The 13,269-nt window shown below is 65.9% G+C and carries 9 protein-coding genes and 1 riboswitch; of the genes, 7 read left to right on the top strand and 2 right to left on the bottom strand.

What is annotated here, in order from left to right; translation table 11 throughout:
- Positions 1 to 118 precede the first annotated feature (118 nt).
- The 5 genes from WH265_RS23730 (at position 119) to WH265_RS23710 (ending at position 8,223) form a co-directional block, all read left to right on the top strand.
- Entirely contained in the window at positions 119 to 1,531 is a 1,413-nt protein-coding gene (locus WH265_RS23730) for an SWIM zinc finger family protein (protein ID WP_339559869.1), read from the top strand.
- Positions 1,528 to 3,249 carry a DUF5691 domain-containing protein gene (locus WH265_RS23725; protein ID WP_339559868.1) on the top strand — a complete coding sequence of 574 codons (1,722 nt, stop codon included), beginning with the start codon at positions 1,528 to 1,530 and terminating at the stop codon, positions 3,247 to 3,249. Before WH265_RS23730 ends, WH265_RS23725 begins: the two co-directional genes overlap by 4 nt.
- Before the next feature lie 43 nt (positions 3,250 to 3,292).
- A complete protein-coding gene (locus WH265_RS23720; protein WP_260719205.1) occupies positions 3,293 to 4,375 on the top strand; it encodes an ATP-binding protein in 1,083 nt (360 codons plus the stop codon).
- Between the two features lie 48 nt (positions 4,376 to 4,423).
- Positions 4,424 to 6,985 carry a DUF5682 family protein gene (locus WH265_RS23715; protein ID WP_339559867.1) on the top strand — a complete coding sequence of 854 codons (2,562 nt, stop codon included), beginning with the start codon at positions 4,424 to 4,426 and terminating at the stop codon, positions 6,983 to 6,985.
- A 116-nt stretch (positions 6,986 to 7,101) separates the two neighbouring features.
- Positions 7,102 to 8,223: a VWA domain-containing protein gene (locus WH265_RS23710; RefSeq protein ID WP_232539663.1), complete on the top strand. Its 1,122-nt coding sequence runs from the start codon at positions 7,102 to 7,104 to the stop codon at positions 8,221 to 8,223.
- Between the two features lie 83 nt (positions 8,224 to 8,306).
- Here the strand turns inward: WH265_RS23710 and WH265_RS23705 are convergent, their stop codons facing one another.
- Positions 8,307 to 9,041 carry an aspartate/glutamate racemase family protein gene (locus WH265_RS23705; RefSeq protein ID WP_021027627.1) on the bottom strand — a complete coding sequence of 245 codons (735 nt, stop codon included), beginning with the start codon at positions 9,039 to 9,041 and terminating at the stop codon, positions 8,307 to 8,309.
- 15 nt (positions 9,042 to 9,056) lie between these two features.
- A complete protein-coding gene (locus tag WH265_RS23700; RefSeq protein WP_339559866.1) occupies positions 9,057 to 10,589 on the bottom strand; it encodes an NCS1 family nucleobase:cation symporter-1 in 1,533 nt (510 codons plus the stop codon).
- Positions 10,590 to 11,006: 417 nt separating this feature from the next.
- A riboswitch (yybP-ykoY riboswitch) is annotated at positions 11,007 to 11,172 on the top strand.
- Between the two features lie 19 nt (positions 11,173 to 11,191).
- Here WH265_RS23700 and mntP point away from each other — a divergent pair.
- Both mntP and WH265_RS23690 read left to right on the top strand, forming a co-directional pair.
- On the top strand, positions 11,192 to 11,761 hold the full coding sequence (gene mntP, locus WH265_RS23695; protein ID WP_339517628.1) for a manganese efflux pump MntP: 570 nt from the start codon (positions 11,192 to 11,194) through the stop codon (positions 11,759 to 11,761).
- 443 nt (positions 11,762 to 12,204) lie between these two features.
- Complete coding sequence (locus WH265_RS23690; RefSeq protein WP_021026715.1) at positions 12,205 to 13,206, top strand: DUF808 domain-containing protein; 1,002 nt, start codon at positions 12,205 to 12,207, stop codon at positions 13,204 to 13,206.
- Positions 13,207 to 13,269 lie beyond the last annotated feature (63 nt).

The raw sequence follows: 13,269 nt of genomic DNA, 5'->3' as shown, positions 1-13,269 counted from the left end.
CGGGTCGGAGGCCCGTCTTGCATCATTTCGTCTTGCACCCTGCCTACAATCGTGCGATGCCGCTAGCAATAAATCTATAAAGCGGATTACTAACAGATTGAACGGAAGGGGAGGCGGTTTGTCACGTGTCTTAGCAACCGAAGCCGAGGTGGTGGCGCTGTCACCGGATGCCTCTTCCACCAAGGCGGCACAAGGGTTGAAGAACCCCAGCAAATGGCCGACTCTGGGCTGCAACGAAACGGCAGCCTGGGGCGAATGCCAGGGCAGCGGCTCCAAGCCCTACCAGACCCAGGTCGATCTGAGCGGGCCCTCCTTCAAGTGCTCTTGCCCGAGCCGCAAATTCCCCTGCAAACATGGCCTGGCGCTGATGCTGCTGCGCGCTGCCGGCCAGGTGGCCGACAACGCCGAGCCGCCCGCCTGGGTCAGCGCCTGGCTGGACAGCCGCGCTGAAAAAGCCGAGAAAAAAGAAGCCAAGGCCGCTGCCATTGCCGCAGCCCCCCCGCCCGATCCCGAGACGCTGGCCAAGCAGCAGGCCAAGCGCGATGACAAGCACTGGGACAAGGTGGCTGCCGGCATGCATGAGCTGCAACTGTGGATGCAGGACATGCTGCGCAACGGCCTGGCCAACCTCTCGGGCGACCAGCAGGCGCGCCAGCACTGGAACACCATGGCCGCGCGCATGGTCGATGCGCAGGCCAGCGGCATGGCCGCCCGCATCAAGGAGGCCTGGGAGCTGGTGGACAGCCACCCGCAATGGTCGCGTGACCTGCTGGTGCAGCTGGGCCACTGGCAGTTGCTGGCCGACGCGGTGGCACGCCGCGATGCCCTCGGCGCCGAGACCCGGGCCGATGTCATGGCCGCGCTGGGCTGGCCCCTGGACAAGGCCGAGGTGCAGGCGCGGGGCCAGGCGCTGGCCGATGACTGGCGGGTGGTGGGCCTGCGCCAGATTGAGCGCGAAGGCCGCTTGCTGGAGCGCCGCGTATGGCTGCAAGGCCAGCACAGCGGGCGCATTGCCTGGCTGCTCGATTATGCGCAAGGCGGCCGGGGTTTTGAGACCGCGTGGTTGCTGGCGCAAAGCTACCGGGGCAGCCTGCATTTCTACCCCGGCCAGGCGCCGCTGCGCGCCATCGCAGGTTCCGATATCGAACTGCTGGCGCCCGGCGTCGGCGCCCCCTTGGACGAGGCCGCATGGCGCGATGCCTTGGCGCAGTTGAGCCAGCGCATTGCCGCCAACCCTCTGCAACCGGTGCAGCCGCTGTGGTGCGGCCAGGCGCGTTTGCAGGTCAGCGCGGGCCAGTGGTATGCCGTCTGGCCGCAAGGGGCCGAGGCCGCCGCGCTGGTGCCGCTGGCCGTAGCCGATGACCAGGCCTGGCAACTGCAGGCGCTCGGTGGCGGCGCGCCGATGGCGCTGTTTGGCGAATGGGAGGGCGGCCAGCAGCAAGGGCGCTGGCGCCTGCTCAGTGCCTGGCAGGCCGGCGATGGCCAGGCGCCATGGACCAACATCTGGCAGAACCGGGGTGACGTGCTGTGAGCCATGCAAATCTTTGGGCTGCGTTGCAGCAATCGGCGCTGGGGGGCGCCGAGCGGCTGGCGCTGCCAGCCCTCTTTACCCAGGGCATCGACCGCACGGCGCCGGCCAGCCAGCAGGCCCTGCAGGCGGCCTTGATGCAGCCGGCAGGCAGCCAGGCCGAGCAAGTGCTGCGCGCCACCGCCGTTGCTGCCGTGCTGGAGCGCGTGGGCTGGCAGCCCGGTGCATCGCAGCCGCAGCTGGCTGCGGCGGCCGGCGCCGCAGCCTTGCCGCCACCGGCCCAAGAATCGCGCCCGGCGCCGCAGGGCGAGCCACTGTTGCGGCTGCTCGGCGAGGTGCTGCAGGGCAATGCGCCCGAGCTGCTGGCGCTGGCCTTGGCCAGCCTCGATGAAGCCGGCCAGCGCCTGCCCTATGCGCTGCTGGTGGATGCGCTGCACCAGGGCCGCCAATCGGTGGAGCTGCGCCAGTGGCTCACGCCGGTGCTGGGCGAGCGCGGCCGCTGGCTGGCCGCCCAGAACCCGCAGTGGGCCTATGCGCATGGCGTGCAGGAGACGGCCGATGCCGAGCAGATCTGGCAGGAAGGCTCGCTCGAGCAGCGTGTGGCCTTGCTGCAGCAGCAGCGCGCCACCGATCCGGCAGGCGCCCGCGCGCGGCTGGAGGCCAGCCTCAAGGAGCTGAGCGCCCGCGAGCGTGCACCGATGGTGCAGAGCCTGGCGCGCGGCCTGTCGGCCCACGACGAGGCCTTGCTGGAAAAGCTGCTGGGCGACCGAAGCAAGGAGGTGCGCGAATCAGCCGCCAGCCTGCTCGCACGCCTGCCGCACAGCCCGCACAGCCAGCGCATGGGCGCAGCGCTCCAGGCCATGCTGAGCCAGGATGCCCAGGGCGAGTGGCAGATTGAGCCGCCCCAAGAAGGCCACAAGGACTGGGAGCGCGACGGCGTCACCTTGCAGCCGCCTGCCTATATCAAGGGCCATCGCGCCTGGTGGCTGCAGCAGCTGGTGGAGCTCACGCCCCTCGATTTCTGGCAGCACCATCTGGGCAAGACGCCCGAGCAGCTCTGGGAATGGAGCCGGCGCAGCGACTGGAAGGGCGCGCTGCGCCAGGGCTGGATTGCGGCTTTGCGTGCGCAGCGCGATGTGCGCTGGCTGCCGCTGATCCAGAGCATGGAGAGCGATTCGCGCAGCAGCGATGTGCTGCCGCTGCTGATGGCCGAGCTCAGCGCCGCAGAGCGCGAAACCCAGTGGCTGGTGCAGTTGCAGGCCAAGCTGGGCAAGAGCGCCTTTATCGAGGCCATCCACCGCATCGACGAAGGCATGGGGCGCGCAGAGCTGCTCTCGCCTGCCATGTCGCGCTGGTTGCTCGAGGCCTTGCTCAGCACCTTGCAGGCGCGCCAGCCTGCAGGCAACTGGCACAGCTGGCAGGCCGACCATGCCGTTCTGGCCTGCGCACGCCGCCTGCAGGTGGCTGACCTGGAGCGCTTTGCGCGGCTGTGGCGCGCGCCACGGGCGCCAGCGCCTGCCGAGCCCACGGCTACCGACGACGCCGCTGCGTTGGTGGTGCCCGAAGGCAGTACCGAGGCCGACATCGCCAAGCTCAAGCAGGAGCAGCAAGCGCGCCTGGAGCGCTCGCGCCTGCGCCCCTGGGATGACGAGCAGGTGCTCGCCCAACTCAACCGCATTGTCGATCTGCGCCTGGCGCTGCAAGCGGCCCAGCCCGCCTGATGGCGCCCACCCCGAACCTTTTGATCTCTACCGGAAGCACACCATGAGCCAAGTACTACGCCAGCACGCCGAGCAGCAATTTGCCGAAGAACTAGATGCCCTGCAAAAGGCCGATGACCGCCCGCGCCCACCCAACTGGAAGCTCTCGCCCTGGGCCGTGCTGCAGTACCTGATGGGCGGCACGCTGAGCAATGGTTTTGAAGTGAGCGCCAAGTACATCGGCAGCCCACGCCTGATGGAGATCGCGGTATCGACCCTGGCCACCGACCGCGCACTGCTGCTGTACGGTGTGCCCGGCACGGCCAAGTCCTGGGTGTCCGAGCACCTGGCAGCGGCAGTGAGTGGCGACTCGACCATGCTGATCCAGGGCACGGCCGGCACCAGCGAAGAGCAGCTGCGCTACGGCTGGAACTATGCCCAGCTGCTCGCCCATGGCCCCTCGGAAAAGGCGCTGGTCCCCAGCCCGCTGGTGCATGCGATGAAGCTCGGCAAGATCGCCCGCATCGAAGAGCTGACCCGCATCCCCGCCGATGTGCAGGACACCTTGATCACCGTACTGTCCGAAAAGACCTTGCCGGTGCCCGAGCTCTCGACCGAGTTCCAGGCCGTTGCCGGCTTCTCGGTGATCGCCACGGCCAACAACCGCGACAAGGGCGTCAACGAGCTCTCCAGCGCCTTGAAGCGCCGCTTCAACACCGTCGTGCTGCCCGTGCCTGCCTCGCAGGATGAGGAAGTGAAGATCGTCACCAAGCGCGTGGGCGAGCAAAGCCGCGCGCTGCAGCTGCCTGCCGAGGCCCCGGCGCTCGAAGAAGTGCGCCGCGTGGTGCAGATCTTCCGCGAGCTGCGCAATGGCCAGACCGAAGACGGCAAGACCGTGCGCATCAAGTCGCCCAGCTCCACCTTGTCGACCGCGGAGGCGATCTCGGTGATCAACAGCGGCATGGCGCTGGCCGGCCATTTTGGCGATGGCGTGCTGCGTGCGCACGATGTCGCCTCGGGCCTCTTGGGCGCCGTCATCAAGGACCCGGTGCAGGACAGCGTGGTCTGGAAGGAATACCTGGAGACGGTGGTGAAGGAGCGCGCGGAGTGGAAAGACCTGTACCGCGCCTGCCGCGAGCAAATCTAAGCCGCTGACACCGTTCTTCTTCTGCCCCCGACAACGCTGACCGAGCCCATGGCCACTTCTGCTGACAACGTCCATTTCTTTGGCATTCGCCACCACGGCCCGGGCTGTGCGCGCAGCCTGGTGCAAGCGCTGGCGCAACTGCAGCCCGACTGCCTGCTGGTGGAAGGCCCGCCCGAGGGCGAGGCGCTGCTGCCGATGCTGCGCAGTGCCGAGCTGCGCCCGCCTGTCGCCATGCTGGTGTACATGCAAGACGAGCCCAGCCAGGCCGCGTTCTACCCCTTTGCCGAGTTCTCGCCCGAATGGCAGGCGCTGCAATGGGCGAGCGAGCAGGGGGTGGCCACGCGCTTTATCGATCTGCCCCAAACCCATGCGATGGCCCAGGACTGGGCGCGGCGCCAGGCGTTGAAAAAGCCGGAGCCTGCGCAGGATGTGGATGGAGAAGAAGGCGAGGACGATGCGCTGGAGGCAGCGGAAGAGGCGCCAGGCGATGCCGCTGAGGCCAGCGCTGACACAGCCCCGGTGGCAGATATGGACAGCGACGTCGGCGAACCGATCGAGAGCAAGCAGCCGCCGATGCGCGACCCGCTCGACTGGCTCGCCCATGCGGCCGGCTTTGAGGATGGCGAGAGCTGGTGGAACCGCCTGGTGGAAGAACGCGGCAACAGCGAAGCGCTGTTTAGCAGTATCAACGAGGCCATGACGGCGGTGCGCAGCGAACTGGGCGACGAGGGTGAGGCCTGGCGCGGCCCGCACTATGTGCTGCGCGAGGCCCAGCGGGAGGCGCATATGCGCCAGTGCATCCGTGAAGCAGTCAAGGCCGGCTACCAGCGCATTGCGGTGGTCTGCGGCGCCTGGCATGTGCCCGCACTGCAGCAAAGCACCACCGCCAAGGCCGACAGCGCCGTGCTCAAGGGCCTGCCCAAGGCCAAGGTGCTGGCAACCTGGGCGCCCTGGACCTACCGCAACCTGGCCAGCCGCAGCGGCTATGGCGCAGGCGTCACCTCGCCGGGTTGGTACGCGCATCTCTGGCAGTGCTACCGGGCCGATGCGGCCCTGGCACAGCAAGCGGCAGAAGGCCTGGCCGTACCTGCCCGCAGCGCGCGTGATGCCGCCACCTTGCGCACCGCCGGCTGGCTGACCCGCGTGGCACGCCTGCTGCGCGACAAGGACCTAGACTGCTCCAGCGCCCACATCATCGAGGCCACCCGTTTGGCCGAAGGCCTGGCTGCCATGCGTGGCCAGCCGATACCCGGGCTGCAGGAGATCAACGAGGCCATCGTCACGGTGGTCTGCATGGGCGAGACCGCGCCGCTGAACCTGATCGATGACGAGCTCACCGTCGGCCATGTGCTGGGCACGGTGCCCGCCGATGTGCCGCAGGTGCCCTTGCAACGCGATATCGAGCAGCAGCAGAAATCGCTGCGCATGAAGCCCGAGGCGGCCAGCAAGCTGCTGGCCTTGGATCTGCGCAAGGAGACCGACCTGGCGCGCAGCCATTTTCTGCACCGCCTGCGCTTGTTGGGCATTGGCTGGGGCACGCGCGCGGCCGATGCACAGCGCAACCGTGGCACCTTCCGCGAGAGCTGGCAGATGCAGTGGGAGCCCGAGCTGGCCGTGCGCATCATCGAGGCCAGCGTGCATGGCGCCACCGTGGCGCAGGCCGCCACTGCGCGCCTGCGCGCGAGCCTCTCGCCCGATACGCCCTTGCCCGAGATTGCGCAGGCGATTGACGACGCGTTGCTGGCGAACTTGCCGCAGCTGGTCGAATCGCTGATTGCCACCCTGGCCGAGCGCGCGGCCACCACCGGTGATGTGGCCCAGCTGCTGCAGGCGCTGCCGCCACTGGCCAATGTGTACCGCTATGGCAGCGTGCGCCAGACCGATACGGCCTTGCTGGCAACGGTCATCGATTCGCTGGTGCTGCGCGCCGCCATTGGCCTGCCAGTGGCCTGCATGGCGATGGACGAAGAGGCCGCTGCTGCGATGAAGGGCAAGGTGCTGGCCGCGCACGAGGCGCTGCGCCTGCGTGGCAATGATGCGCAAGCCCAGGCCGCAGTCGACGCCTGGCGCGCTGCGCTGCGCAGCCTGGCGATGGGCGATGCGGCTGCGGCCTTGCTGCGCGGCATGGGCTGCCGGCTATTGCTGGACGAGCATTTGCTGGACAGCGCCGAGGTGGTGCTGCAGTTCAACCGCAACCTCTCGCTGGGCGCGGCGCCGCTGGATGTCGCCGCCTGGCTGGATGGCTTTTTGAACCAGCAGGCGCTGGTGCTGCTGCACGACGAGGCCATCTGGGGTGCCGTCGATGCCTGGCTGGCCGGGTTGGGTGAAGTGCAGTTTGCGCAGATTTTGCCGCTGGTGCGGCGCAGTTTTGCCAACTTCAGCAAGCATGAGCGGCAGAGCCTGGGAGACAAGGCCCGGCGCGCGCCGGTGGCTGGTGCGGCTGTGCCTGCTGCCGCCTTGGCGGCGGGCGATGAGGATGCGCCCTGGGACGAGGCGCGCGCCGTGCTGGCGCTGCCGCTGCTCAACACCCTGCTGGGGCTGGAGCTGCCGCTCGAGTTGCTGGCGCAGATTCCGCCTGCCGCGATGCCTGCCAAACAAGCCCTGGAGTGATGACGATGACTAATGCCACCCATCCCGCGCCCGGCCGGGCGCAAGACGATAGCCAAACCCTGCCGCCCGACGAGGCAGAAGCGCTGCAGCCCACCACCCGCTTGCAGCGCTGGCGCATGGTGCTGGGCAGCCCGGCCGATGCCAGCTGCGGAACCGTGGGCGGACGCCTGCAGGAGATGGACCAGGCGCTGGCCGCGCTCTACGAAGGCGACAGCCAGCTCGGTTCGCGCAAAGGCGGCCGGGGCAATTCTTCGCCCTCGGTGTCGCGCTGGCTCGGCGATATCCGCAAGTACTTTCCCAGCCAGGTGGTGCAGGTGATGCAGCGCGACGCGATGGAGCGCCTGCAGCTGCGCGAGTTGCTGCTGCAGCCCGAGATGCTGGAGAACGTGCAGCCCGATGTGCACCTGGTGGCCAACCTGATTTCGCTGGGCTCGGTCATCCCGCAAAACACCAAGGCCACCGCGCGCCTGGTGGTGCGCAAGGTGGTGGACGAGCTGATGAAAAAGCTCGAAGAGCCGATGCGCAGCGCCGTGGCCGGCGCGCTGGACCGCAGCCAGCGCAACCGCCGCCCGCGCCATGCCGAGATCGACTGGAACCGAACGATCCGCGCCAACCTGCGCCACTGGCAGCCCGAGTACCAAACCATCGTGCCCGAGACCTTGATCGGCTACGGCCGCAAGGCGCGCCGCCCGCAGCGCGAGGTGATTCTGTGCATCGACCAAAGTGGTTCGATGGCCAACTCGGTGGTCTACTCCAGCATCTTTGGCGCGGTGATGGCCAGCCTGCCTGCCGTCGCCACCAAGCTGGTGGTGTTTGACACGGCGGTGGTGGACCTGACCGACAAGCTCGACGACCCGGTCGATGTGCTGTTTGGCGTGCAGTTGGGCGGCGGCACCGACATCAATGGCGCCGTGGGCTACTGCCAGAGCCTGATCAGCGAACCGCGCAACACCATCCTGGTGCTGATCTCGGACCTGTACGAGGGGGGCGTGGAATCCGGCCTGCTGCGCCGTGCCAACGAGCTGGTGGAATCCGGCGTGCAGTTCATCACCTTGCTGGCGCTGAGCGACGAAGGCGCGCCCGCCTATGATGCCGCACTGGCCGCCAAGCTAGCGGCCTTGGGCGTGCCTTCCTTTGCCTGCACGCCGGATGCCTTCCCGCAGCTGATGGCAGCCGCCATTCGCCGCGATGATGTGGCGGCCTGGGCGGCAACCCAAGGCTTCAAGACCAGTCAATGACGCTGCCTGGCACTCACCCAGCCAGAAAAAAGCCCTGCGGAGCAGGGCGGTTGGAGTAAACAGAGGCTGGGAGACGGAGCCGTTTAGCGGCCCAGCGAATCGGGCAGCGGAAAACCGGTAATGCGCTTGGCGCGCGGCGGCGCATAGGTGCGCACCTTGGAGGTCTTGAGGCCCAGGCGCACCAGCGATTCGGCAATGGTCACCGCGGCAGCCACGCCATCGACCACGGGCACGCCGGTGCGGCTGCGCACCTTGTCTTCGAGCTCGGCCATGCCGCCGCAGCCCAGGCAGATGACCTCGGCATGGTCTTCTTCAACGGCCTTGGCGGCCTGCTGCACGATGGCATCGACCGCGCGCTCGGGCTGGCTCTCGAGCTCCAGCACGGCCATGCCGCTGGCGCGCACCGAGGCGCAGCGCGCATCCAGCCCGGCCAGCTTGAGCCGGTCTTCGATCAAGGGCACAGCGCGGTCCAAGGTGGTGACGACGGCGTATTTGTGGCCCAGGAACATGGCCGTCGATGCCGCAGCCTCGGTGATGTCGACGACGGGCACTTCCAGCAGCTCTTGCAGGCCTTCGCGGCCATGCTCGCCGTAGCCGGCCTGGATGACGGCATCAAAGGGCTGGTCATAGCGCATGACGGCATCCATCACGCCGACAGCGCAGAGGTAGCTCTCAAAATTGCCTTCCACCGATTCAGCACCAAAGCGCGGGGTGAGGGCGACGATCTCGGTGCCCGGTGCGGCTGCCCGGCGCGCCTGGGCGCCGATGGCCTCGGTCATGCTCTCGGTGGTGTTGACGTTCACGATCAGAATGCGCATGCAAAAAACTCCGTCTCAATGTTGGGCATGGTTCACGGCAATGGCCTCGCCGTCCTGGTCTTCATAGTGCTGGCCCTTGGGCGTCAGCAGCCAGTAGAACAGGCCGCCGAGCCCGGCCGCAATGAACCAGGAAAAGTGCGATACCGATTCGAGCGCCGGCAAAAAGGCGAACAGCAGCGCAATCAGGGCCGAGGGCACCAGGGCCTGGATGGCGCGGCGGTTGACGCCGTTTTCGTAATGGTAAGGGCCGTTGCGGTCATCGCTGTAGAGCGCTGGCACATGCACGCGCTGCTTGCGGATCAGCCAGTAGTCGGCCATCACGATGCCAAACAGTGGGCCCAGGAACGAGCCCAGACCGCCCAGGAAATACAGGATCACCAGCGGTGAGTCATAGAGGTTCCAGGGCAGGATCACAAAGCCGAGGATGGCGCTGACGAGGGCGGCGCGGCGGAAGTTGAGCTGGCGCGGCAGCAGGTTGGCCAGGGCCAGCGCGGGGGCGACAAAGTTGGCCATCAGGTTGACGGCGATGGTCAGGATCAGCAGCGACAGGCTGGCGAGCACCAGCAAGGGCTTGTTGGGGATCTTCTCGACGATGTCGGTCGGGCTCAGGATCAGCGTGCCATCGATCGCCAGCTGGCCGCCGGTCAGCACGACGACGATCAGGCCGAAGATCAGCATGTTGATGGGGATGCCCCAGAAGTTGCCCTTGACCACGGCGCTGCGCGAGGTGGCACCCCGGGTGAAGTCACAGAAATTGAGCACAAAGGTGCCATAGATGGCGACCCACAGCGAGGCGGCACCCATGATCTGCACCCACATCGCCGCACCGGTGCTGGGCTTGGACGCCGTCCACTGGATCTTGCCGCCCGAGCTGTAGAGCACCCAGCCGGCCAGCGCGATAAAGGTCACCAGAATCACCGGGCCGGCAAAGGCCTCGTACTTGCGGATGCTCTCCATGCCCCAGCAGGCAATCATCGTCTGCACCACCCACAGCAGGCTGAAGCTGATCCAGCCGAGCACCGGCAGGCCCAGCACCTGGTGCGCCAGCAGCGCCTGCAGGCTGGGGAAGAGGGTGATTAACAGCACATCGAGCACCTTGGAGGCCAGGTAGGTCTGGATGCCGAACCAGGCAATCGCGACACCGCCCCGGATCAAGGCCGGGATCTGCGCGCCCCGGGTGCCAAAGCTGATGCGGCTCATCACCGGAAAAGGCACGCCCGTCTTGGGGCCCATGAAGCCCGACAAGGTCAGCAGCACAAACAGCAAGGCGGCGCCCATCATCAGCGCCGTCAGAATCTGCCAGCCGCCCAGGCCCAGCGCAAACAGGCCGATGGCAAAGGCGTAGTTGCCCAGGCTGTGCACATCATTGGCCCAGAGCGTGAACAGGCTGTAGGCACCCCAGGAGCGGCTGTCTTTCTTGGTGGGCGCGAGGTCTTTGTTGTAGAGCGAGGGGCATACGCCGGCGGGCAAGGCACCGGCCGCTGCGGGGCGCTGCTGTGCGGGATTGAAGGCAAAGCCTGCGTTCTGGTCTGCTGCAAGATCGGTCATTGACATCCTTGGATCGGGCGCATCCAGCTGCGCCTTATTTGCGGCCTGGCGGCCGGGTTTGTCTCGTCATGTGCGCGGGTCCATGCATGGCATGTGCAGCACAAAACAGGCCTCAATGGCTATGCGTTGTGTGCACATATGCATACATTAAGTGTATACAAAACACCTGAAAATGAACTAGGGGCAACCCTGGGTGAAGTGCCACACTGTTACTTGGGAGACGCCTTGGCTGCCTCTGTCAGAGGGTGCCAAGGGAGAGCTGCAGTACATGAGCTTGCTCATGTTTCGGCTTGTAGCGGCTGGCGTTTTGCTGGGTCCAGGCCGCAACAGCAAGACAGAAATGCGATCCATTCCTAAAGAACTTGGCGCGTTTGGGGCCATGTGCTCCGAAGCGCTGCGCAGCGTTTAGACTGCGGGCTCCCTTGGGGAGTAGCCTGCTTCCGCGCTGGAAGCGTCTGCGTCAACATACTCGGCATTTCGCATGCTGTGGCGCAGACATCCGTTCTTCGGTTGGCGAGACCATCGGCATGCCAGCACGACCTCGGTCGGGCAGTGGTGGCATGCCGTTGTGCTCATGCCCGACTGTCCTAGAAGAACCTCCGATGAACGCTGCTTCCATTTCCCTGTTGGCGCTTGCCATGTCTACCGATGCCTTTGCCGCCGCGATTGGCAAAGGCTCTGCCCTTGTCAAACCCCGTTGGTCCGAGGCACTGCGCACCGGCCTGATCTTTGGTGTTATCGAGGCCATCACGCCGCTGGTGGGCTGGGCGCTGGGCTATGCCGCGGCCGATTATGTGAAGGCCTGGGACCACTGGATTGCTTTTGTGCTGCTCTTGGTGCTGGGCGGCCGCATGGTGCTGGGTGCCTTTCAAAGCGCCGATGAGCCCGAGATGAGCCGGCCCGCGCGCCATGGCTTCTGGCTGCTGGTGGCCACCGGCTTTGCCACCAGCATCGATGCGATGGCGGTAGGCGTGGGCCTGGCATTTCTGGATGTGAACATCACCGTCGTTGCGCTCAGCATCGGCTTTGCCACCTTTGCGATGGTGACCCTGGGCGTGATGGTCGGCCGCGTGCTGGGCAATATCACCGGCCGCTGGGCAGAGGCGGTGGGTGGTGTGGTGCTGATTGCGATTGGCTCGCTGATCCTGTACGAGCACATGGTGGCGGTGTAAAAGCCAAAGCCCTCTGCTGGCATGGCGGAGGGCTTGGCTGCGTTTTGCGCTGTAGGAGCGTTGCTACAGGCAAAACAAAGCCCCGCAGAGCGGGGCTTAAGTGAGAGAGATCAGTGGGCTTGCAATCGCTGCGGGTGCCGGGCTTTTAGGTCTGGCTCAACCGCTTGCAGGCTGCGCTGGTATCAGAAGCGGGCAGGAGCACGCTTACGGTCACGTTCGTCTTCAGGCCAAATAGCAAACACTTCAGTCATTTCAGTCCTTTCACCTTTCTGGTGTAGATGGGTGTACAACGGGCCGCAGGCTGAAGTTGTTGACAAGGCCTGCATAAAGTTTTGTGAACAAGCTCCAACAAAACGTAGAAATCACCGTTTTACGGGGCCTGACACGGCATTGCTTTGTGAAATCGCTATGATTTGCCACCGAATTTAGACAGGGAGTGCGTAATGGCAGGTGCTGGTTTGTTGATGTTGCTCGATGATATTGCGACCTTGCTTGACGATGTGGCGCTGATGACCAAGACGGCTGCGGGCAAGAGCACGGCCATCCTGGACGATGTGGCCACGCAGACCAAGGTGGCGGTGCAAAAGACGGCGGGGGTGCTGGGTGATGACCTGGCGCTGAACGCCGAGCAGGTGACTGGGGTCAAGGCCAACCGGGAGTTGCCGGTGGTCTGGGCGGTGGCCAAGGGATCGCTCAAAAACAAAGTCATCTTGGTGCCGGCAGCGCTTTTGATCAGTGCTTTTGCACCTTGGTTGATCACGCCGCTGTTGATGCTTGGCGGCGCTTTTCTGTGTTTTGAAGGGGTGGAGAAGGTGCTGAGCCTGTTCCACAAGCCCGGCAAACAGGCGCCCCATGATGCCGTCAAGGAGTCCGAGCAGGCTGCGCAGATGGGCGTGGCGCCATCATCCGTGAAGGCTGCCAGCGAGAAAAACATGGACCCTGTGGCCTATGAAAAAGCCAAGGTGGCGGGTGCGGTGCGTACCGATTTCATTCTGTCTGCAGAAATCATCGCCATCGCGCTGGGCACTGTGGCCAGCAAGCCGCTGTGGGAGCAGTTTGCAGTGCTGGTGGCCGTGGCGCTGGCGATCACCGTGTTTGTCTATGGCCTGGTCGCCGGTATTGTGCGCATGGACGATGTGGGCATGTGGCTGATGCGCAAGACCAGTGCCGCTGCCAAGGCTTTTGGCCGGGGCCTGATTGCGTTTACGCCCTGGCTGATGCGTGGCCTGTCGATTGTCGGAACGGCTGCGATGTTCATGGTGGGTGGCAGCCTGCTGGTGCATGGCATTGGGCCGATCGAGCACTGGCTGGAGAGTACCGTAGCCCCGATGGGTGGCGTGGTGGCACTGCTGGCCCCAACGCTGGTGCATGTGGCCGTTGGTGCAGCCATTGGTGGCCTGGTGGTGCTGGCGGTGGAGGCCTGGCACAAGCTGCGCGGGCACTGATCGCAAGCAGCAGCGCATGGCTGCAGTGGGGGCGGGGGCCCGCGCGGGCGGGCCCAGGACCGC

This window comes from Comamonas sp. MYb396 (assembly GCF_037479555.1).
Lineage (GTDB): Bacteria > Pseudomonadota > Gammaproteobacteria > Burkholderiales > Burkholderiaceae_C > Comamonas.
The sequence above is the reverse complement of the archived record's forward strand: the minus strand, read 5'-3'. Positions and strand labels throughout refer to the sequence as shown.

Coding starts and splice junctions, on each gene's coding strand:
- WH265_RS23690 (WP_021026715.1), top strand. CDS start 12,205: ATGGCAGGTGCTGGTTTGTTGATGTTGCTCGATGATATTGCGACCTTG.
- WH265_RS23715 (WP_339559867.1), top strand. CDS start 4,424: ATGGCCACTTCTGCTGACAACGTCCATTTCTTTGGCATTCGCCACCAC.
- WH265_RS23720 (WP_260719205.1), top strand. CDS start 3,293: ATGAGCCAAGTACTACGCCAGCACGCCGAGCAGCAATTTGCCGAAGAA.
- WH265_RS23700 (WP_339559866.1), bottom strand. CDS start 10,589: ATGACCGATCTTGCAGCAGACCAGAACGCAGGCTTTGCCTTCAATCCC.
- WH265_RS23705 (WP_021027627.1), bottom strand. CDS start 9,041: ATGCGCATTCTGATCGTGAACGTCAACACCACCGAGAGCATGACCGAG.
- mntP (WP_339517628.1), top strand. CDS start 11,192: ATGAACGCTGCTTCCATTTCCCTGTTGGCGCTTGCCATGTCTACCGAT.
- WH265_RS23710 (WP_232539663.1), top strand. CDS start 7,102: ATGGTGCTGGGCAGCCCGGCCGATGCCAGCTGCGGAACCGTGGGCGGA.